This is a genomic window from Sphingomonas sorbitolis, assembly GCF_036663875.1.
Classification (GTDB): domain Bacteria; phylum Pseudomonadota; class Alphaproteobacteria; order Sphingomonadales; family Sphingomonadaceae; genus Sphingomonas.
Map to the genome: position 1 here is coordinate 439,860 of NZ_JAXOJS010000004.1, position 21,217 is coordinate 461,076.

A 21,217-nucleotide genomic window follows, 5' to 3' on the forward strand; every position below is an offset into this window, starting at 1 on the left:
TTCCGTCGAAGAGAAAAGCGCGCCATCGCGACGCGCCGAGACGTCACATCCGGAACGATACCGATGCCGCGAAGGTACGACCATTCTTGTAGAACGCGGTCGGGCGATCGCGCGTCGTGTTATACTGGAGATAGGTCGCGTCGAGCAGGTTCTGCGCGTTGACCGACAGCGTGATCGCCGGCGTGATGTTGAACCCGGCCGAGAAATCGAGCTGGTTGTACGGTGCCACCATCTCGCGCGATCCCAGACGACCGATCGTCCGGAAATACGCGGTGCGGTAGTTATAGCTCAGCCGTGCCTGGAACGGCCCACTCTCGAAATACGGGATGATGTTGACCGTGTGCTTCGACAGATACGGCAGGTTGAGCTCGGCGCCGGTCACGTCGATCGATGAGGTGCTGCTGTCCTGGTACGAATAGTTCGCCTGGAGACCGAAACCGCCCCAGATCTCCGCCTGGCCCGAGACGAGCGCGCCGTTGACCTTGGCCTTGGCGCCGTTGATCGGCTGGCTGACGTTGTAGGTCGTGATCCGGTTCTGCAGCGCGTTGAAGTAATCGACGTTCTGGCGCGAGCTGATGATGTAGTTCTCGATATCGCGACGGAACAGCTCGACCGCGAGCAGCGTACCGGCGCGCGGATACCATTCCGCGGTCAGTTCGTAGTTGGTCGATTCATACGGCTTCAGGTTCGGGTTGCCGCCGCCGCCATCCAGCGTGGTGTCGTTGAGCGACGTCGCCGCGGCCAGATCCTGATAGCGCGGCCGCGAGATCACGCGCGCCACCGCACCGCGGATGATCACCTGCGGGTTGACCGAATAGGCGATGTTGAGGCTCGGCAGGAACTTCATATAGTCGGTCGAGGTCCGCGTTGGCACCGGCTGCGGGTTCACCACGCCGCTCGGCGTCGTCGCGAAGTTCGAGATGTCGCGGGTATAGACCAGACGGCCACCGATATTGCCGCGGAACCCGCCCTGGTCGAAATTGGCCTGCGCATAGGAGGCGATGACCGTCTCCTTAACCTTGGTCGAGGCGCCGACCTTGTTCACCAGCGGGCTGTTGATCGCACCGGCGAGGATGTCGATCACCGACTGCTCGGGCAGGTTCAGATAGCTGGTCGCGTTGCCCATGCCGCCGCTGCCGTCGAACGTGCCGCCCGGCGTAATCAGCACCGGCACGCCGAGCTGCGCGATCGTCTGCGAGCTGGTCAGGTACGTATTGATGCCGCGCGCATCGATCTTGTTGACATGGTCGGTCACGCGGCTGCCGAGCAGGATTTCGGTGAACGGCCCGAACGAAACCGGGATCGTCGCGTCATAGCCGCCGAAGATGTCGCGGTCGGTGGTGACGCTATAGTCGAGACCACCGATCTGCGCGGCGTTCAGCTGCGTGCCGTTGACGACGACCGGACGGCCTTCGATCTGCGCGGGGTTGTTGTTGGGGTTGGTGAAATAGTTCGCCGGGTTGGTCTGGTCGCCGACGAAATTCACCGTCGCGGTCGTGTCGGTGAACGCATAGCTGTACGGCAGCTTGGTCTGGACGTTGAACAGATATTCCGGGTTACGCCCGCCGGTCGCCTTGCTCCAGCCGCCCGCGAACGAGACCTTGGCGCCGCCATCGCCTTCCCAATCGGTGAAGAAATTGAGGTTGTCGGTCTTGAGCTTGGTCTTGCGTACCAGCGTGTCGAGCTGTGCCGACTGGCTGTTCGCCGCGCCGAACGATGCGCCGGTGACGACGCCGTTGCTGATCGTCGCCGACTGCAGCACGTCGCCGGTCCAGGCGCCGGGGATCGTGTACATCGACTGGCTGTAGTTGTTGTAGTTGCCGTCGATGTGCAGGCCGTTGAGCGTGAACGTCAGATCGGACGACGGACGATATTGCACCGTTCCCGACACGCTCTTGCGCTCGCGCGTCTGCTGGAAATACGCGTAGTTGATCCCGAACGGCGAGGCCGCATTGTAGAGATCGGCGATCGTGCCGCCGGTGATGGTCGCGCCCGGGCTCTTCAGGCTCAGCGTACCGTCCTGCGCACGGTTGACGAACGGGCTGTTGCGCGTCCCGTCCGCATTCGCCGCGACGTTATCATAGCCAAAGAACTCGACACCCGAGCGCGTCAGGCTTTGCTTGTCGTAGGTCGCGGCGACGAGGATGCCGAACGTCTCGTCCTTGTTCTTCCAGCTGTACAGACCCGAGCCGCGGACGTTGCCCTTGTCCGAACGGTCGTTGTACGAATAGCCGCCCGAGGCGAAGATCGCATTGGCCTTCAGGTCGAGCGGGCGACGGGTGCGGACGATGACCGTACCGCCGAGGCTGCCTTCCTCGATGCGCGGCTCGGGCGACTTGTAGACTTCGAGGCGATCGACGAGTTCGGGTGCGAGCAGCGAATAGTTGAAGGTGCGGCTCGACGGATCGTTGTCGTTGCCGCCCCAATCGGCCGAGGCGAGCGCGTGGCCGTCGAGCAGCATGCGGTTGAGCGCGGGATCGGTGCCGAGGATCGCGACCTTCTCGCCCTCGCCGAAACGACGATCGATGCTGACGCCGGGGATGTGCGACAGCGACTCAGCGACGTTGCGATCGGGGAACTTGCCGATATCCTCGGCCGAGATCACGTCGACGACCGCGTTGGCGTTACGCTTAACCGCAATCGCGCTACGCAAACTCCCACGGATACCGGTGACGACGATGTCCTGGTCGGCATCGACCGTGGCGGGTACACCGTTCTGCGTATCCGAACCCGCAGGCGTGGTTGTCGGGGGTGTCGTTGTCGTGGAGGTGGTCGCGACCTGCGCCATCGCCGACGGGGCGAAGAGGGAGCCTGCAAGACCGAACGTGATCGCGCTCGACGCCAACAAAACCTGCTTACGGAAAACCATCGTCAAAGCCCCTTCCCAATCGACGCCGCGGCGTCATCCCGACCCGGAAACTCCGCGTCACATCCACCCTTACCGCTGGTACTATTTTGGTCGCTATATGTGCGGTCTGGTACGGATATCGTATAACCAATTTGATTACGAAATCCATCGGTAATTACAGTTTGGTTACCATGCGGCGGAACTTTTGCGACGATCGGTTAAGTCGCTGTTTAATAGCGATTTATATGTGACGAACCTGTTCGCGATGGATTGGCAGCCGTCCAGGATCGGTCATGACCGCAATACCTTTTCTTGCTTTGTGATTGCCACTTTGTCGTTGAACACACCGACTCGATCGGCCAGACGTAATAAAATTACGACCAATCGAAAGCCGACGAATGACCCTCGAAATCTGCGTCGACGACATCACCGGCGTCGATTCCGCGGTTTCGGGGGGCGCCGATCGCCTCGAGCTCTGCGCCGCGCTGGCGCTTGGCGGATTGACCCCTACGCCTTCGCTGATCGCCGCGGCACGCGACCTGCCTATTCCTGTCCATATGCTCGTGCGCCCGCGTGAAGGGGGCTTTCGGTACAGCGCACGCGAGGCGGCACTGATCGCTGCGGACATCGCCGCGGCGGCTGACGCGGGGCTGGCGGGGGTCGTGATCGGCGCCAGCGCGGCGGATCATAGTCTCGATATCCCCCTTCTCGCGCACCTCGTCGACCATGCGCGAACCCGTGGCGCGGCACGCGGGTCACCGCTCTCGCTGACGCTGCACCGCGCGTTCGACCTCTGCCCGGACCTTCCCGCAGCGCTTGAGACCGCGATCGCGCTCGGCTTCGATCGGATCCTGACCTCCGGCGGCGCGCCCAAGGCGATCGAAGGCGTGCGGATGCTGGAGACGCTCCATCGCGTTGCCGCCGGACGGATCGTCATTCTGCCCGGCAGCGGCATCGATGCGGGCAATGCGACCTGCTTCCTCGATGTCGGCCTGCGCGAGGTTCATGCGTCGTGCGGCGCCACGCTCTCGCCCACCGAAACGGATGACGATACCCGCGAACGCCAATTCGGGTTCTCCGCCCCCCATCGAAGGGTCACCGATGCACACCGTGTCCGCGACCTGAAGATGGTACTCGGTTCCTTCGATCCGCAACCCGCTTGAACAATACCAATATATAACGTATCCCATTCCCCTGCTGTTGGTCCGCGCTTCCCAATGCTCGTGCCGACACCATTGAAAGTCGCGTCCATGTCCTTTTCGACAAGCATTGGCAGGTTCCGGGATGGCAATCCCGCGCCGTTGTACGTTCAGCTCCAGCAACTGATCCGCGATGCGATCAACCGCAACGTGCTGGCCAAGGACGACGCACTGCCGGCCGAACGCGATCTTGCGATAGAATACGACGTGTCGCGCATCACCGTCCGCAAAGCGATCGGCGGGCTGGTCGAGGAGGGGTTGCTCACCCGCCGCCGCGGCGCGGGGACGTTCGTCGCCACGCGCGTCGAGAAGAGCTTTTCGAAGCTGTCGTCCTTCTCGGAAGACATGCAGTCGCGCGGCCGGACGCCGAGCAGCGCGTGGGTCAGCCGGACGATCGGCATGGTGACGCCTGAAGAATCGCTGTCGCTCGGACTGTCGCCTGGCTCGGCGGTGTACCGGTTCCAGCGCATCCGCTACGCCGACGACACGCCGATGGCGCTCGAATACTCGACGATCGCCGGCTACTGCCTGCCGACGATCGATGCCGTCCAGGACTCGTTGTACGAAGCGCTCGAGACGGCGGGCAACCGTCCGGTCCGCGCGCTGCAACGCCTGCGCGCGGTCCATTTCAGCCTGGAGCATGCCAAGATGCTCGGCGTCGATGCAGGCCATGCCGGCCTGTTCATCGAACGCCGCGGTTTCCTGCGCGATGGCCGGGCCGCCGAATTCACCCAATCCTACTATCGTGGCGACGCCTACGACCTCGTCGCCGAACTCAACGACATCTGACGCCGGCGCACGGGCGCCGGCCGGGGGGCTTACCGTGACCGAGACTATTACCGCGACTACTGCGTCGCCGCAGACGCTGATGTACAGCGAAGCCGCCGAGGCCGCCGACGCGGTCGCGCGACTGCTAGCCGCAAATCGCGAGGCGCTCACGGCACTTGGCGAGCGTCTCCGCGCCGCGCCGCCAGCGGTGGTCGTAACGTGCGCGCGCGGGTCTTCGGATCATGCTGCGACTTACGGCAAATACCTGATCGAGACGCTGCTCGGCGTGCCTGTCGCGTCCGCCGCACCGTCAGTATCGTCGGTCTATGCCGCGCCGATGGCGCCCGGCACCGCACTGGTGATCGCGGTATCGCAGAGCGGCCGCAGCCCCGATCTGCTCGCCACCGTATCCGCCTATCAGGCTGCCGGCGCGCATGTCGTCGCGTTCGTCAACGACGAGGGCTCGCCGCTCGCCGAGATGGCCGACACGATGATCGCGCTGAAGGCCGGGCCGGAGCGCTCGGTCGCGGCGACCAAATCCTATATCTGCGCGCTCGCGGCGTTCGCGGCGCTGACCGCGGCATGGTCGCAGAACGACGCGCTGACCAAGGCGATCGACACGCTCCCCGACATGCTGACGCTCGCATTCGGTGCGAACTGGACGTCGGTGGTCGATGCGCTGGCCGACGCCAACAACCTGTTCGTGATCGGTCGCGGCTATGGCTACGGCATCGCGCAGGAAGCGGCGTTGAAGCTCAAGGAAACCTGCGCGCTCCATGCCGAGGCGTTCAGCGCCGCCGAAGTCCGCCACGGACCGATGGCGATCGTCAATGACGGCTTCCCGGTGATCGCGTTCGCCACCTCCGACACCGCCGGCGACGGCGTGCGCGAGGCCGCCGCCGAGTTCCGCGCACGCGGCGCCGTGGTCTGCCTCGCCGATGCCAAGGCGAACGGCGACACCGCCCCCGCCGCCTACACCGCGCATCCGGCGATCGAACCGATCCTCATGATCCAGAGCTTCTACCGCATGGCCAATGCCCTGTCGCTGCGTCGCGGCCTCAATCCCGATGCGCCTCTGCATCTCAGCAAGGTGACGAAGACGGTATGAGCGGGAACGGTATGAGTGCGCATGACATGAACGAGTCCCGGTTCCACGTCGTCAACGGCACCGTCGTTACCCGCGACGGACTATTGAACGGCGCGACGATCCGCGTCGTCGGCGACCGGATCGCCTTGATCACCCCGCTCGAGCGGGTCGCGTCCGAGGCGATCGACCTGGACGGTGGCTGGCTCGTCCCCGGCTTCGTCGACACGCAGGTGAATGGCGGCGGCGGCGTGCTGCTCAACGACCAGCCGACCGTCGAAGGCATCGCCGCGATCGGCGCCGCGCATGCGCCGTACGGCACGACCGCGTTCATGCCGACGCTGATCAGCGACACCCCCGACGTGATCGCGGCGACGCTCGACGCGATGGACGCCGCGATTCTGGCTGGCGTTCCCGGCGTGGTCGGTGCGCACATCGAGGGCCCGTGGATCAACCCGTCGCGCAAGGGCATCCACGACCCCGCCAAATTCCGACTGCTCGACGACGCGATGATCGCGCTGCTGATCCGTCCGCGCAAGGGTCGCGTGATGGTGACGCTGGCACCCGAGCTGACCGACGCGGCGTCGATCGCGCGGCTGGTCGCCGGCGGCGTGATCGTCAGCGCGGGCCATACCGATGCGGACTATGAGACGATCATCGATGCGGTCGGCGCGGGTCTCAGCGGGATCACGCATCTGTTCAACGCGATGTCGCCGCTGCTCCACCGCGCGCCGGGCGTGGTCGGCGCCGCACTTGACGATCGCCACGTCTATTGCGGGCTGATCGCCGACGGTCTCCACGTCCACGACGCGGCGCTCCGGCTCGCGCTCAACGCCCGGCCCAACGACCGGTTGATGCTGGTCAGCGACGCGATGCCGTCGGTCGGCGCGGTCGACAAGGATTTCCGCCTGCAAGGGCGCCTGATCCATGTCGAGGATGGCAAGTGCTTCGGCGAGGACGGGACGCTCGCCGGCTCCGATCTCGACATGGCCGGCGCGGTCCGCAATTTCGTCGCGCGGACTCATACCGATGTCGCCACCGCAGCGGCGATGGCGGCGACCAACCCCGCCGCCTTCCTCGGCCTCGCGCACGAACGCGGCGCCCTGGCCCCAGGGCTGCGCGCCGACTGGGTCGCGCTCACCGCCGACCTGATGCCCGCGGGCACATGGATCGGCGGCCAACTGGTCGCAGGCAGGACGTAAAGCCATGAAGCCTATCATCCTGACGTCGCCCCTCCAGGGCTGGGCATCGCCTCTCGAGGCGGTCCCCGACCCGGTCTTCGCCGAACGGATGATGGGCGACGGGATCGCCGTCGACCCGACCGGCGACTGCCTGCACGCGCCGTGCGACGGGGTCGTGCTGAGCGTCCATGCCAGCGGCCACGCGATCACGCTGCGCACGCCCGAGGGCGCCGAGATCCTGATGCATATCGGACTCGACACGGTGGCGCTTGGTGGGCGCGGGTTCAGCCCTTGCGTGAGGGAGGGCGCGACCGTCCAGCGCGGCGACCCGCTGATCCGCTTCGACCTCGACCTGCTGGTCTGCGAAGCGCGGGCGGTCATCACGCCGGTGATCGTCACCAACCCCGAACGCTTCACGATCGTCCGCCGCGAGACCGGGAAGCTCGTCGGCGTCGGCGAGGCGATGATGACGCTCGAACCCCGCGTCGATGCCGCCGACGTGGCCGTGGTCGAAGGCGACACCGTCCGCCGCACGATCGTCGTGCCGCTGGTCCACGGGATCCACGCACGGCCGGCGGCCCGGATCGGCGAGAACGCACGGAAGTTCGTGTCCGAGATCAAGATTACGAAGGACGAGCGCGAAGGCAACGTCCGCAGCCCGGTCGCGCTGATGGCGCTGGGCGTAAAGCTCGGCGACGAGATCACCCTCGCCGCCACCGGTCCAGATGCCACCGACGCGCTCGCGGCGATAGGCGACCTGATCCTCGGCGGCATGGGTGAGAAGGCGGGGTCCGGTGCCCTCAAGCCCCCGGCAGCAGCACCGTCCACTTCCGTGTTCCCCCGCGAAGGCGGGGGCCCAGGAGCCAAGAACGATGGCGCTGCTGGGTCCTGGCCCCCCGCCTCCGCGGGGGAACAGAAGGGCGATGCCGCTAAAGCCACCACCCTCCCCGCTGACGGCCGCCTGCCCGGCGTCACCGCCTCCCCCGGCATCGCGATCGGCCAGGCCGGGCTCTTCCGCCTCGCGGAAATCGCTGTTGTTCGCGAAGGCGCCGACCCGACCACCGAACGCGCCGCGCTCGATGCCGCACTCGCCACCGTCACCACGCGCCTCGCCACCAAATCGGCAACCGCGACCGGCGCCGAACGCGCGATCCTCGCGGCGCATTCGGCCCTGCTCGACGACCCGACCCTCACTGACGCCGCCCACGCATCGATCGCGCAAGGCGACAGCGCCGCCTATGCATGGCGCACCGCGATCCGCGCCCAAGCCGATGCGCTAAAGGCGACCGGCGACGCGCGCCTCGCCGAGCGCGCCGACGACATGCTCGATCTCGAACGCCAGGTGCTGCGTGCGCTCGCCGGCGAAGACCTCGACGAACGCCTCAGCTTCCCGCCCGGCACGATTCTACTTGCGGACGACCTGCTCCCCTCTCACCTGCTCGGCCTCGACACCGCCTCGATCGTCGGCTTCTGCGTGGAGCGCGGCGGCCCGACCTCGCACGTCGCGATCCTCGCCGCGACGATGGGGCTCCCTGCGCTCGTCGCGGTAGGTCCCGCGCTCGCGGAGATCGCCGCCGGCACGCCGCTGATCCTCGACGCCGGCGCAGGCCTGCTCCACGTCGCGCCCGATGCCAAAACGCAGGCAACCGCGCAAACCGCGTTCGACGCGCAAACCGAACGCCGCCGCGTCGCGCTCGCCAACGCCGCACGCGAATGCCGCACGCAGGACGGCGTCCGGATCGAAGCGTTCGCCAATCTCGGCTCGGCCGACGATGCCGAGGCCGCAGTCCGCAACGGCGCCGAAGGCTGCGGGCTACTCCGCACCGAATTCCTGTTCCTCGAACGCGACAGCGCGCCCAGCGTCGAGGAACAGACCGCCGATTACCAGCGCATCGCCGACACGCTCGACGGTCGCCCGCTGATTGTCCGCCTGCTCGACATCGGCGGCGACAAGCCCGCCCCCTACCTGCCCATCGCCGCGGAAGAGAACCCGGCGCTCGGCCTGCGCGGCATCCGCGTCGGCCTAGCCCATCCCGAGATGCTCGACGCCCAGTTGCGCGCGATCCTCGCGGTCCGCCCGGCGGGCCAGTGCCGGATCATGGTCCCGATGATTGCAAGCCTCGCCGAACTCCGCGCAGTTCGCAAAGCACTCGACGCCGCAGCCGCCGCGACCGGGCATACGGATCCCGTCGCGCTCGGCATCATGATCGAGACGCCCGCCGCCGCAGTCACCGCCGACCTGCTTGCCAGCGAAGCCGACTTCCTCTCGATCGGCACCAACGATCTGACGCAATACGCGCTCGCGATGGACCGCGGCAATCCGGCGGTCGCGAGCGACCTCGACGGACTCCACCCCGCGGTGCTGCGCCTGATCGCACGCACCTGCGAAGGCGGCGCGGTCCACGGCAAATGGACCGGCGTATGCGGCGGCCTCGCCTCCGATCCGCTCGCGGTACCGATCCTGATCGGCCTCGGCGTCACCGAATTGTCGTCCGCGCCCGCGCTCGTCCCCGAGATCAAGGCACTGGTCGCGACGCTCACGATCGACGCCTGCCGCGCGCATGCCGCGGCGGCGATGAACTGCATCTCAGCCGCGGACGTGCGAACGCTCGCCCGGAGTTTCCGCCCATGAAGTCGCTGCTCGAAGCCCTCCAGCCGCTCGGCCGCGCGCTCATGCTGCCGATCGCGGTGCTGCCCGTCGCCGGCCTGTTGCTGCGATTGGGCCAACCCGACCTGCTCGACATCGCCGTGCTCAGCGCCGCCGGCGACGCGATCTTCTCGCACCTCGGCCTGCTCTTCGCGATCGGCGTCGCGACCGGTTTCGCGCGCGACGGCAACGGCGCTGCCTGTCTCGCGGGCGTGGTCTGCTACCTCGTCACCACCCAAGGCGCGCAAGCCCTGATGACCGTCCCCGCCGACGCGCTCAAAGGCCTGACCGGCGACACGATCGCGCTCGCCACCGCGGCGTGGAAGGCCAAGGCGATCGCCCGCCTCGACGTGCCGATCGGCATCCTCTCCGGGCTGATCGGCGGCAGTTTCTACAACCGCTTCTCGGCGATCGCGCTGCCCGAATACCTCGCCTTCTTCGGTGGACGCCGGTTCGTGCCGATCGTCAGCGGCGTCGCGGGCCTCGCGCTTGGCATCATCGTCGGCCTCGGCTTCGGCGCGCTCAGCACGGGCATCGACGGCCTCAGCTACGGGATCAGCGGTGCCGGCGGGTTCGGCCTGTTCGCGTTCGGCCTGCTCAATCGCCTGCTGCTCGTCACCGGGCTGCACCATCTGCTCAACAACATCGTCTGGTTCGTCGCCGGCGATTACCAGGGCACCACGGGCGACCTGCGGCGCTTCTTCGCGGGCGATCCGACCGCGGGCGCGTTCATGGCCGGGTTCTTCCCGGTGATGATGTTCGGCCTGCCCGCCGCCTGTTTGGCAATGTACCACGCCGCGCTGCCCGAGCGCCGCAAAGCGGTCGGCGGCATGCTGCTGAGCCTCGCGCTCACCTCGGCACTGACCGGCGTGACCGAGCCGATCGAGTTTAGCTTCATGTTCCTCGCACCCGTGCTCTACGCGATCCACGCGGTCCTGACCGGCGTATCGATGGCGTTGATGGATGCGCTCGGCGTGAAATTGGGCTTCGGCTTTTCCGCCGGGCTGTTCGACTACGTGCTGAACTACGGCAAGGCGACCAAGCCGCTGCTGCTGCTCCCGGTCGGTCTCGTCTATGCAGCGATCTACTACGTCCTGTTCCGCACCGTCATCAAGCGCCTCGACTTGCCCACCCCCGGCCGCGAGCGCGATGCGCCCGTCGCTGCGGCGACCGTCGCCAAGAGCGAGCGCGGTGCTGCCTTCGCCGAAGCCTTAGGTGGCGCGGCCAACCTTACCAGCGTCGGCGCGTGCACGACCCGCCTGCGCCTGATCGTCGCGGACCAGGGTGCGGTCGACGAAGCCCGTCTCAAGGCGCTCGGCGCCCGTGGCCTGATCCGTCCATCGGCCAATGCACTCCAGATCGTGCTCGGCCCGATCGCCGATTCGGTCGCGGTCGAGATCCGCGATTCCATCGCAGCAGGTGGTACGGCACCGGCAGCGATCGCCCCCGCCGCCAAGCTCGCCGACATCCGCTTGACCCCGGCGACGCTCGCAGCGCTCGGGGGCGCGGACAATGTCGAGGCGGCGACGCAGCACGGCACGCGCCTGCGCATTCGCCTCAAGGACGCCGACCGCGCTTCGGCTCCGGCGCTCGAGGCCCTCGGCGTTCACGCGATCGCCCGCCCCGCTCCCGGGCTGCTGCATCTGCTGACGACCCCGCACGCGACGGTCGTTGCATGATGCATCCGTAGCAAAGTCCGACGATATCAAAGCACCACTGCAAAATATGTGACACGTTCGGACACATACCGGGATATCGCTACAACAGCACGCCGCGAAAACATCGGCGCCCGCCAATAGACCCTATACTGTCATCTTCGCTCCATATCGGATCGATCGCACTGCGACCGCAATCATCGCGTCGCAGCTCGATCGATCTTTAAAGGGGTTTAGATGCGTAAGACTTTATTCTGCGGCGCGGCACTCGCGACGCTGGTCCTGCCGGCGATAGCGCAGGCGCAGTCGACCGGCACGGTGGATGCGGAATCGGACATCGTCGTCAGCGGATCGCGGGCCAAGCCCGACGTCAACGGCATCCAGACGCCCGATACACCAAAGGCGAAGGCGGTCCTGACGCAGGAACTGATCGAGCGTCGCACGCCCGGCCAGACGATCCTCGACACGATCAACCTGGTGCCCGGCGTCAACTTCACCAACAGCGATCCCTATGGCGGCTCGAGCGGTCAGCTGCGGATCCGCGGGTTCGACGGCAACCGCATCTCGCTGACGTTCGACGGTATTCCGCTCAACGATTCGGGCAATTACGCGATCTATTCGAACCAGCAGCTCGATCCCGAGCTGATCGAGCAGGTCAACGTCAATTTCGGCGCGACCGACGTCGATTCACCGACCGCCAGCGCGTCGGGCGGCACGGTCAATTACCGGTCGGTGATGCCGAAGGACAAGCTGGGCGCGACCGTCGCCTATTCACACGGCACCAACGACATGAACCGCGTCTTCGCCAAGATCGATACCGGCGTGTTCACCTCGTTCGGTACCAAGGCCTGGGTGTCCGCCAGCGAGCAACGCTACGACCAGTTCCGCGGCTCGGGCGAGATCAACCGGCAGCAATATAATGCCAAGCTGTACCAGCCGATCGGCAGCAAGGGCGACTTCATCGCGTTCGGCGCGAACTACAACCAGAACCGCAACAGCTCGTACAGCAACCCGACGCTGGCCAACATCCGCACCACGCTCGGCACGACGGTCGTGCCGACGACCGGGGTCAGCGCTGCGACGCCGTACACGCTCGACCTGAACAATGCGCAATACGACACGGTCTTCGACGACAAGACCAACGCGTATCTCTACGACGCCAGCTGTTCGCTGCCCTCGGCGAGCGGCGTCAACGGCACCAGCCAGAACGACCGGTCGTCGTGCGGGAATGCGGCGTCTACCGCCATCACCCCGTCGAATACCGGCAATTTCCGGGTCAACTCGCGCTACACGCTGACCGACAAGCTCGTCTTCACGTTCGACGGTGCCTACAGCTTTACGCGCGCCAATGGCGGCGGGTCGGCGGTATTCGCCGAGAGCAATGCGAACGCGACCAATGCTGCGGGCACGGCGGCGGCGACCAGCGTCTACACCTATCAGCTCCAGCGATTGGGTGCAGGGACCGCGGCGGGCGTCGACATCAACGGCGATGGCGACACGCTCGACTATGTCCGTGCGTATTTCCCGTCGAACACCCGCACGCAGCGCTTCACCGCGATCGCCGGGCTGCGCTATGATATCGACGCCGACAACGCGGTCCGCTTCGCCTATACGTGGGACCGCGCCCGCCATCGCCAGACCGGCGAGGCCAGCCTACTCGATGCAAACGGCAATCCGTACGATGTGTTCAGCGCGCTCGACGGCGAAGGCAGTTCGGCGATCCTCGATGCCGCCGGCAACGTCGTCAACAAGCGCAACCGCCTGTCCTACGCGATCCTCCACCAGGTTTCGGGCGAGTATCGCGGGTCGTATTTCGGCGATGCTCTGAAGCTGACGCTGGGCCTGCGCGCACCGTTCTTCCGCCGCAACCTCACCAATTATTGCTACACGATCCCGGGCAATTCGAGCGACGGCTATTGCACGTCGCAAACCGCCGAGCAGGTTGCCGCCAATGCGACCACGGCCACGTACGGCGCGCCCTACAAGAACCGCATCAAGTCGTACAACGCGGTGCTGCCGAACGTCGGCATGACCTATGCCTTCACCCCGAATGCGAGCATCTTCGCCAGCTATGCCAAAGGCTTCTCGGCACCGCGCACCGACAATCTGTACGCGTTCGACGACGTCAAGATCTCGCCCGTCGCGGAGGTGAAGCCCGAAAAGACCGACTCGTTCGATCTCGGGCTGCGCTATTCGTCGCGGCTGATCCAGGCGCAGCTGGCGGGCTGGTACATCCATTACGACAACCGCATCATCTCGACGCTGACCACGCTCGAGGGCGGTGGCACGCTGACCACCGATCGCAACGTCGGCACGGTCAAGAGCAAGGGCGTCGACGCGAGCCTCGGCATCACCCCGATCCGCAACATCTCGCTCTACGGGTTCGCCTCGTACATCGACGCCAAGCTGCAGGACGATGCGGTCGACCCGACCACCGGCGCGATCACCGCGGCGACCGCGGGCAAGTTCGTCGTCGAGACGCCCAAGTGGCAATATGGCGGCCGCGTCCAGGCATCGTTCGACCCCGTGTCGATCGGCGCCCAGGTCAAGCATGTCGGCCAGCGTTACGTCACCGACGTCAACGACCTGATCGCCGCGGGCTACACCACGGTCGACCTCGACGCGCGGTTCGATCTGGCGTTTGCCGGGCTCGACAAGACGTTCTTCCAGCTGAACGTCTCGAACCTGTTCAACGAACGCTATTTCGGCAATCTGAGCACCGGCACCTCGTCGGCGAGCACCACGCGCTACACCTTCGGCGCGCCGCGCACCGTGATCGGTTCGGTCCACTTCGAGTTCTGACCCACACCGCCCCATCGTCCTGCTGGCTGACTCCTGCGGGATGGCGGGGCGGCCTTCGCATCGGGTCGCCGAACAGGCGGCGCACGAAAAAGGGCGGGGTGGTGACCACCCCGCCCTTTTTCGTGTCTATCAGCGCTGCCCCCTCCCCTTGCGGGGGGAGAGGGACAGGGTCTCCTAGAACTTGACGTTCGTGCTGACGAAGAACGCCCGGCCGTACGGGTCGTAGGTCGACGGGTAGGTGTTCGCCTGCTGCTGGTTGTCACCCATGATCGGCGGCTGCTTGTTGAAGATGTTGTTGACGCCAACCGACCAGGTGAAGCCCGGCTTGATGTCGAACGCCGCGGTCAGGTCGAAATAGTGATACGCCTTGATCCGCTCGACCGCGTAGATCGTGCCGCTGTCGTCGTCCTTCACCGGCGACAGATAGCGATAGAGCACCGACACGGTCACCGGACCGGTCGAATAGGTCGTCCGCCCCGACAGCCGCCACTTTGCATAGGGATTGCCGCAGGTCTGGCCGAACTTGCCCGCGCAGTTGATCGTCAGATCGGGAATGGCGGCGAGCGGGTTGTAGTTGAACGCGATCAACCGCGTCCCGCTGAGCCGGAAGTCGAGCTTGCTCGTATCAGCCCCGAACGCACCGAAACCGAGCGGCAGGCCGTAGCGTGCCTCGAAATCGACGCCGCGGGTGGTCACGCCGCCGGTATTGGCCAGCGTATTGACCGCATCGGTGATCGCATAGCTGTTGGAATCGCGCGGTAGCGACGCACAATAGCTGGCGTTGTACGGCGTATAGCCATTGTCCGCATCGCCGTAGCAGGCACGGATCAGGTTCGTGGTGCCGACCGTCGAGATGTAGTTGGCGATCTTGATCTTGTAGTAATCCACCGTGAGCGAGAAGCGCGGCAGGAAGCGCGGCTGCAGCACGATGCCGCCCGTATAGGTATCGGAGGTTTCCTCGCGCAGCGCGGGGTTGCCGCCGTTGACCGTCTGGATCTGCGTGCTGCCGCCGTCATAGGCGGTACCGATCAGCGAGGCCGGGACGCCCGTCGAGAGGCAGCTGGCGTTGAGGTTGGTGTTCGTCACCGCTACCGCGGTCGTGCACGGATCGGTTGCCGCCGGGAAATCCTGCGACGACCCGCTGTAGAGATCGGACACGGTCGGTGCCCGGACGGCGCGCGAATATTGGCCGCGCAGCGAGAGGTCGTCGATCAGCGACCACACCACGCCACCCGAATAGGTGTTCACCGACTTCGCCGCGGTCGAATAATAGGAATAGCGGTACGCGCCGTTCACCTCGAGCTTCTTGATCAGCGGAATGTTCGCCAGCAGCGGCACCGCGACTTCGGTATAGGCTTCCTTGACGTCATAGCCGCCGCTCAGGCCTTCGCCTGCGTTGAAGCCGACGACGTCGCCCGACGACAGCGCGAAGTCGGGATTGTAGCTGCCGTGCTCGCGGCGATATTCGGTGCCGAACACGATACCGACGGGGCCTGCGCCCAGATCGAACAGGTTGCGGTTCGAGATCGACGCGCTGGCGACCTGCTCGCTGATCGTGCTGGTGTTCTGCGCCGGGATGGTGATGAAATCGGCGGCGGCCGCACTGATGTTGCCCGTGCCGAAGATATTGAGCGGTACACACCCGTTGCTGGTATCCGAGCAGACCAGATTGCCGCTGGCATCATAGGTCGTGCGCAGTGCCTGCAGCACGCGGCTGCGGGAAACGTTGCCCGACTGGGTCTCGGTCGATTTGGTGCGCGAGTAACTGTAATAGGCGTCGTAGTTCCAGCCGCCACCGATATCGCCATTGGCGCCGAGCACCGCGCGATAGGCGGTGTTGTCGAGGTTCGACACACGCGAACCGACTTCGGTGAGACGACGGTAGATCGTCGAGGTAACATAGCCGTCGCCGTCGGTGTCGAGACCGCGAAGGAGCGACTGCGAGCCGGCCGACAGGAACGACGAGTCCACGTCGAGGGCGACCGATCCGGTGAACGGCGTCGGCGCGAGCTGGTTCTTCACGCGGTTGTTGATGAACTGGCCCTCGGCATACACGTTCAGCGCCGGGCTGACCTCGTAATGCGTCTGCGCGCTCATCAGGAACCGCTCCTGCGGGACCTGGAGATAGTTTGCGGGGGCATAGTTATACGCGTCGGTCGATGCGTTGTACGGCGTGTAGCTGCCGTCGGTCTCGAACTTGCGGTTGACGCCGCCGAGCGCGAAGCGCGTGCCTTCGATCGAGCCCGAGCCGCCCGCGATCAGGTTGCCGTCGCCGTCGTCGACCAGCGCCTGCTTCGAATAGTCGCGCGCCGACTGAAGGATGCCGTTGCGCTTGGTGTAATCGAAATAGATCGTCGCGTTGCCGCGGCCATCTTCGAAATTGCCGCCGAGCAGCAGGTTGCCGTTGAAGGTGCCGCCGTCGCCCGCCTCGTTGATGCGGTAGTTCGCATTGGCCTGAACGCCGCTGAAGTCCTTTTTCATCACGAAGTTGACGACGCCCGAGATCGCATCCGACCCATAGACCGCCGAGCGACCGCCGGTGACGATGTCGACCCGCTCGATCAGCGCCGCCGGGATGGTGTTCAGATCGACGACCTGGTTCGAATCATACGCGACGTACCGGCGATTGTTGACGAGCACGAGCGTACGCGTCGAACCAAGCCCGCGCAGATCCGCGGTCGCGACGCCGCCGCCTGGGTTGTTCGAGGCACCCGTCGTGCTGGGGATCAACTGCGGCAGGTCCTTGAGGACGCTCTCGACGTTGATCTGGCCCGACAGCGCGATCTCCTTGGCGCTGACGACGGAAATCGGCGAGGCCTGCTTCAGGCTGTCGCCACCGAGGCGCGAACCGGTCACGACGATCGTGTCGCCGTCCGCTGGCTCGGCCTGACCGGCGGCGGGTGTGACGGCAGCGGGGGCAGCGGGGGCAGGATCGGCGGGCAGAGACTCTGCAGTCTGGGCCCAGGCCGGACCGGCGATACCCAACAGGAGAGAGGACGCCAAAAGGCGTGCGCGGAAATCGAGACGCATGAATATACTCCCTGAACCGCGATCCTTGACCGCCGCGGCAGATGTTGTGGGGTACGGATAAGGTCCGCCACTCAGGTTTGCGGTGCGATTTCCCGCTCGACAAGCGGTGTTCCGGTGTTCTCCTCATTACGCCGCAAGGTGTCGTCTTGCGAACACGGTTCTATTCATCGCCTTTCATAAAACTGTCATACCGTGACGGTTGTTACAGGCTCGTAACGCAGCGCGGGTCCCGCAATACTCTTGGCAAACACGATACGCCGGACCCGCACGTCCGGCGTGGTCGGCGCGCTCCAGACGACGCGCTTCGCAGCCGCCCTGCCTGAGCGCTTAATGTCGTCGAACCGGACAGTCCGGCGGATCGAGGGATACCCAGCCGCGCTCACTGGAACGTCGCCCCGGCGGCGATCGCCTTGGACGGGCTCAGCCCCTGCTGTTCGAGAAACTGGTTGAGCCCCGCGACCAGATCCTGGGCGGCGCTGCTGGTCAGCGCGATCCGGCCGACGACGACGCGGTCGACGCTCGGCGGCTGGCGCGCATGGTCGCAGCGCGCACTCTCGAGCGTCAGCACGATCACGCCGCTCAGGTTCGCCAACCCGGCAAACCCGGTCGCGAAGATCTCGGGCGCAAAGGGATTGTCGACGAGCGGCGGCGAGGCGGCGGGGCGGATGGGTTCGGGTGCCGGGACACCCTTGATGGCAACGCGCATGATCGGCCTTTCTTCAGACAGGCGCAGCATTGGCCTGCACCGCGGTCGCTACCGATCACGAATGTCCTGGAAATGTCCCCGCCAGCGATCCGTGACACGACTGAGACATATCACCCCAGGCGCCCGGCGAGCGTCCCGGGTCCCAGGTCCACCCCAGGCGATATGTTGCACGGCTGCGAACTTGCGACATATCGGAACATTCCGGGGAAACATGCCCCCCATAGCGCCGCGGTTCACTCCCGGAGACGCAGGCATGATGTTCGATTTAGGCGCCGGTTCCCTGGCTTTGGCCATGGCTGGAACGATGACGACGCCGGTCGCACCCGCGCAGTCTGCCCCGCAGACCGCCGTACCGAACCAGATGACGCCCGCGCCTGCGCCCGTCGGCCGCATCATCAAGACCCTGCGCGTCGAGGGTTCGCAACGGATCGAACCGGAAACCGTCCTGAGCTATACCAAGCTGCGCGTCGGCAAGCCCTATAGCGCCGAAACGCTTGACCAGGCGCTGAAGGACCTGCAGGCCAGCGATCTGTTCGCCGATTACTCGATCGCCGGCGTCGCCGACGGCAACATCGTGCTGCGCGTACGCGAGAACCCGATCGTCAACCGCATCCTGATCGAGGGCAACAAGGCGCTGAAGAGCGACAAGATCACCAAGGAGATCAAGCTCGCGCCGCGTCAGATCTTCACCCGCACCGCAGTCCGCCAGGATATCGCGCGGATCCTCGAACTCTATCGCCGCCAGGGCCGGTTCGCGGCGGTGATCGACCCGAAGATGGTCAATCTCGACCAGAACCGCGTCGACGTCGTGTTCGTCGTCAGCGAGGGCCCGAAGTCGAAGGTTCGCCAGATCAACATCCTGGGCAACGCAGTGTTCTCCGAGGCGCAGATCCGCGCGCAGATGGCGACCAAGCAGGCGCGTTTCAGCCGTTTGCTGTCGTCGGCGACCAGCTACGACCAGGATCGCCTCAGCTACGACCAGCAGAAGCTTCGCCAATTCTATCTGACGCAAGGCTATGCCGATTTCCGCGTGACCTCCGCGGTGGCCGAACTGACGCCGGACAAGAAGGACTTCATCATCACCTATGTGGTCGAGGAGGGAAAACGCTACAAATTCGGCGACGTCAGCGTGGACAGCCAGATCCGCGACTTCGACAGCAAGAAGCTGGCCGCCACGCTGCCGCTCAAGAAAGGCGACTGGTACAATGCCAAGCTCGTCGAGGATTCGGTCGACAACCTCAGCCAGACCGCAGGTCTGTTCGGCTACGCCTTTTCCGAAGTGAACCCGGAGTTCCAGAAGGACGCCGACACGCTGACGATGGGGATCAACTTCAATATCGCCGAAGCCAAGCGCACGTACGTCGAGCGCGTCGAGATCAACGGCAACACGCAGACCAAGGACAAGGTCGTCCGCCGCGAGATCCGCCTCGCGGAGGGTGACGCGTTCAACAGCTTCCAGGTGAAACGCTCGGAGGACCGGATCAATTCGCTCGGCTATTTCCAGGACAAGATGACGATCAAGCAGCTGCCGGGCTCCGCGCCCGACCGCGTGATCCTGGAAACCAACCTCGAGGAGAAATCCAGCGGTGAGCTGCAATTGTCGGCCGGCTATTCGAGCCTCGAAAGCTTCATCGCCTCCGCCAGCATCACGCAGCGCAACTTCCGCGGCATGGGCCAGGAACTGCGCGCGAACGCCAGCCTGTCGAGCTACTCGAAATCGGTCAGCCTGGGCTTCACCGAGCCGTATATGTTCGACACCAACGTCGCGCTGGGCGGCGACATCTTCCGCCGCGACTACAGCTCGTACAGCACCACCGGCGACAGCAACGACACCACTTACGAACAGGTCTCGACCGGCTTCCAGATCCGCGCCGCCGTGCCGCTGACCGAATATTGGTCGGCCACTGCGCGCTATGGGCTGTCCTACGATCAGGTCACGCTCGACGAGGATACCTATTACACCAACGGCGTCTGCGATCCCGCGATCGCCGGGACGTATCTGTGCGACGCGGTCGGCAATCGCTGGACCTCGTCGATCGGCTATTCGCTGGTGTTCGACAACACCAACAGCCGCCTGCGCCCGACCAAGGGCAGCAAGTTCAGCGTCAGCCAGGACTTCGCCGGGCTCGGTGGCGACACCAAATACATCCGCAGCACCGCCAACTACACCAAGTACATGAACCTCGGGTCGAGCTTCATCCTGTCGGCGCATGCCGAGGGCGGGTATATCAAGGGCCTCGGTCAAGACGTCCGGCTGACCGACCGCTTCTATCTCGGCGATCCGCAAATGCGCGGCTTCGACATCCGCGGCGTCGGCCCGCGCGTGACGCGGACCTATTACGATACGTCGACGGTGCCTGCGACGCTGTCGAGCACCAACAGCTCGAACACCCAGACTGCGCTCGGCGGCACCGCCTATTACCAGGCCCGCCTCGAGCTCGAACTGCCGCTCGGCGCCGGCGCACGCGAGCTGGGGCTTCGTCCGTCGATCTATATGGACGTCGGCGCGGTGTTCGGCGGCAAGACCCCGACGCTCACCGACACCTGCGCGACCGCCAACGCGACGTCGGTCGCGTGCGTTGCCGGCACGCGCCAATATACCAACACCGCGGGCGACCTTCTGTATCTCGATTCGGCTGGCGCCAGCACCACGACGAACACCGGCACGCCCTACACCTACTCGCTCGGCACCTATAAGGAGACCTATTCGGGCAACACCGCCAGCCCGCGCCTGTCGGTCGGCGTCGGCGTCAACTGGACCTCGCCGTTCGGCCCGCTGCGGATCGATCTGGCCAAGGCCCTCCTCAAGGCGCCCGGCGACGACAGCAAGCTGATCACCTTCAACGTCGGCGGGCAGTTCTAACGGACATCGATCGTCCCCCGCCACGCGGAGGATCGGCAGGTCGCCAGACGTGAAGTCGGCCTGCCGGAATCACGGCGCTTGCCGCGCTCTCCCGATCCCGCCAGAACGCGGGCAAACTCAAAGAGGATGCCGCCATGTCCGTGAAGATCATCGCCTTCGTCACCGTGAAGCCCGGCAGCGAGGATGCGTTCGTCGAAGCCGCCCGCGTTTGCGTCGCCGCGTCGCGCGCCGAGCCGGGCGTGCTGCACTACGACCTGTGGCGCGAAGCGGATGGCGAACGCCGCTACGTCTTCAACGAGCTCTACGCCGACGACACCGCGGTCCAGCACCACATGGCGTCCGATCATTTCAAGGCGTTCGGCCTCGCCGCGCGCGATCTCGCCGCCGCGCGCCCGGTGATCATCCAGACGCACGCCGTCGACGTCGTCGCCTGA

At 65.5% G+C, this 21,217-nt stretch carries 12 protein-coding genes; 9 read left to right on the forward strand and 3 right to left on the reverse strand.

Going from position 1 to position 21,217, the window contains the following annotated elements:
* Positions 1 to 43: 43 nt before the first annotated feature.
* A complete protein-coding gene (locus U1763_RS14150; RefSeq protein ID WP_332755697.1) occupies positions 44 to 2,869 on the reverse strand; it encodes a TonB-dependent receptor in 2,826 nt (941 codons plus the stop codon).
* A 377-nt stretch (positions 2,870 to 3,246) separates the two neighbouring features.
* Between U1763_RS14150 and U1763_RS14155 the strand changes: the two genes are divergently transcribed.
* The 7 genes from U1763_RS14155 to U1763_RS14185 all read left to right on the forward strand — a co-directional run bounded on the left by U1763_RS14155 (position 3,247) and on the right by U1763_RS14185 (position 14,184).
* Positions 3,247 to 4,011: a copper homeostasis protein CutC gene (locus tag U1763_RS14155; protein ID WP_332755698.1), complete on the forward strand. Its 765-nt coding sequence runs from the start codon at positions 3,247 to 3,249 to the stop codon at positions 4,009 to 4,011.
* 87 nt (positions 4,012 to 4,098) lie between these two features.
* Positions 4,099 to 4,836: a GntR family transcriptional regulator gene (locus tag U1763_RS14160; protein ID WP_332755699.1), complete on the forward strand. Its 738-nt coding sequence runs from the start codon at positions 4,099 to 4,101 to the stop codon at positions 4,834 to 4,836.
* 79 nt (positions 4,837 to 4,915) lie between these two features.
* Positions 4,916 to 5,923, forward strand: a complete 1,008-nt coding sequence (locus U1763_RS14165; protein ID WP_332755811.1) for an SIS domain-containing protein — start codon at positions 4,916 to 4,918, stop codon at positions 5,921 to 5,923.
* Positions 5,924 to 5,949: 26 nt separating this feature from the next.
* A complete protein-coding gene (nagA, locus tag U1763_RS14170; protein WP_277982899.1) occupies positions 5,950 to 7,101 on the forward strand; it encodes an N-acetylglucosamine-6-phosphate deacetylase in 1,152 nt (383 codons plus the stop codon).
* 4 nt (positions 7,102 to 7,105) lie between these two features.
* Positions 7,106 to 9,712: a phosphoenolpyruvate--protein phosphotransferase gene (ptsP, locus tag U1763_RS14175; protein ID WP_332755700.1), complete on the forward strand. Its 2,607-nt coding sequence runs from the start codon at positions 7,106 to 7,108 to the stop codon at positions 9,710 to 9,712.
* The gene (gene nagE, locus U1763_RS14180) at positions 9,709 to 11,406 is read left to right on the forward strand and encodes an N-acetylglucosamine-specific PTS transporter subunit IIBC (protein WP_332755701.1); all 1,698 of its coding nucleotides are present in this window, start codon (positions 9,709 to 9,711) and stop codon (positions 11,404 to 11,406) included. The genes ptsP and nagE overlap by 4 nt, the downstream gene beginning before the upstream one ends.
* A 213-nt stretch (positions 11,407 to 11,619) precedes the next feature.
* Positions 11,620 to 14,184: a TonB-dependent receptor gene (locus tag U1763_RS14185; RefSeq protein ID WP_332755702.1), complete on the forward strand. Its 2,565-nt coding sequence runs from the start codon at positions 11,620 to 11,622 to the stop codon at positions 14,182 to 14,184.
* Positions 14,185 to 14,358: 174 nt separating this feature from the next.
* Here U1763_RS14185 and U1763_RS14190 read toward each other — a convergent pair whose 3' ends face one another.
* Together U1763_RS14190 and U1763_RS14195 are read right to left on the reverse strand one after the other, a co-directional pair.
* Positions 14,359 to 17,214: a TonB-dependent receptor gene (locus U1763_RS14190; RefSeq protein ID WP_332755703.1), complete on the reverse strand. Its 2,856-nt coding sequence runs from the start codon at positions 17,212 to 17,214 to the stop codon at positions 14,359 to 14,361.
* A 379-nt stretch (positions 17,215 to 17,593) separates the two neighbouring features.
* A complete protein-coding gene (locus U1763_RS14195; protein WP_332755704.1) occupies positions 17,594 to 17,920 on the reverse strand; it encodes a hypothetical protein in 327 nt (108 codons plus the stop codon).
* A 292-nt stretch (positions 17,921 to 18,212) separates the two neighbouring features.
* Between U1763_RS14195 and bamA the strand changes: the two genes are divergently transcribed.
* Both bamA and U1763_RS14205 read left to right on the forward strand, forming a co-directional pair.
* Positions 18,213 to 20,783, forward strand: coding sequence for an outer membrane protein assembly factor BamA (gene bamA, locus U1763_RS14200; RefSeq protein ID WP_332755705.1), 2,571 nt, complete (start codon positions 18,213 to 18,215; stop codon positions 20,781 to 20,783).
* A 134-nt stretch (positions 20,784 to 20,917) separates the two neighbouring features.
* Positions 20,918 to 21,217 (forward strand): putative quinol monooxygenase, encoded by a 300-nt coding sequence (locus tag U1763_RS14205; protein WP_332755706.1) that lies wholly within the window; start codon positions 20,918 to 20,920, stop codon positions 21,215 to 21,217.

Bases quoted from the DNA above. Each gene is read 5' to 3' on its own strand.
- U1763_RS14155 (WP_332755698.1), top strand. From the start codon at position 3,247: ATGACCCTCGAAATCTGCGTCGACGACATCACCGGCGTCGATTCCGCG.
- bamA (WP_332755705.1), top strand. From the start codon at position 18,213: ATGGCTGGAACGATGACGACGCCGGTCGCACCCGCGCAGTCTGCCCCG.
- U1763_RS14190 (WP_332755703.1), bottom strand. From the start codon at position 17,214: ATGCGTCTCGATTTCCGCGCACGCCTTTTGGCGTCCTCTCTCCTGTTG.
- U1763_RS14195 (WP_332755704.1), bottom strand. From the start codon at position 17,920: ATGCGCGTTGCCATCAAGGGTGTCCCGGCACCCGAACCCATCCGCCCC.
- U1763_RS14150 (WP_332755697.1), bottom strand. From the start codon at position 2,869: ATGGTTTTCCGTAAGCAGGTTTTGTTGGCGTCGAGCGCGATCACGTTC.
- U1763_RS14205 (WP_332755706.1), top strand. From the start codon at position 20,918: ATGTCCGTGAAGATCATCGCCTTCGTCACCGTGAAGCCCGGCAGCGAG.
- nagA (WP_277982899.1), top strand. From the start codon at position 5,950: ATGAACGAGTCCCGGTTCCACGTCGTCAACGGCACCGTCGTTACCCGC.
- U1763_RS14165 (WP_332755811.1), top strand. From the start codon at position 4,916: ATGTACAGCGAAGCCGCCGAGGCCGCCGACGCGGTCGCGCGACTGCTA.
- nagE (WP_332755701.1), top strand. From the start codon at position 9,709: ATGAAGTCGCTGCTCGAAGCCCTCCAGCCGCTCGGCCGCGCGCTCATG.
- U1763_RS14185 (WP_332755702.1), top strand. From the start codon at position 11,620: ATGCGTAAGACTTTATTCTGCGGCGCGGCACTCGCGACGCTGGTCCTG.
- ptsP (WP_332755700.1), top strand. From the start codon at position 7,106: ATGAAGCCTATCATCCTGACGTCGCCCCTCCAGGGCTGGGCATCGCCT.
- U1763_RS14160 (WP_332755699.1), top strand. From the start codon at position 4,099: ATGTCCTTTTCGACAAGCATTGGCAGGTTCCGGGATGGCAATCCCGCG.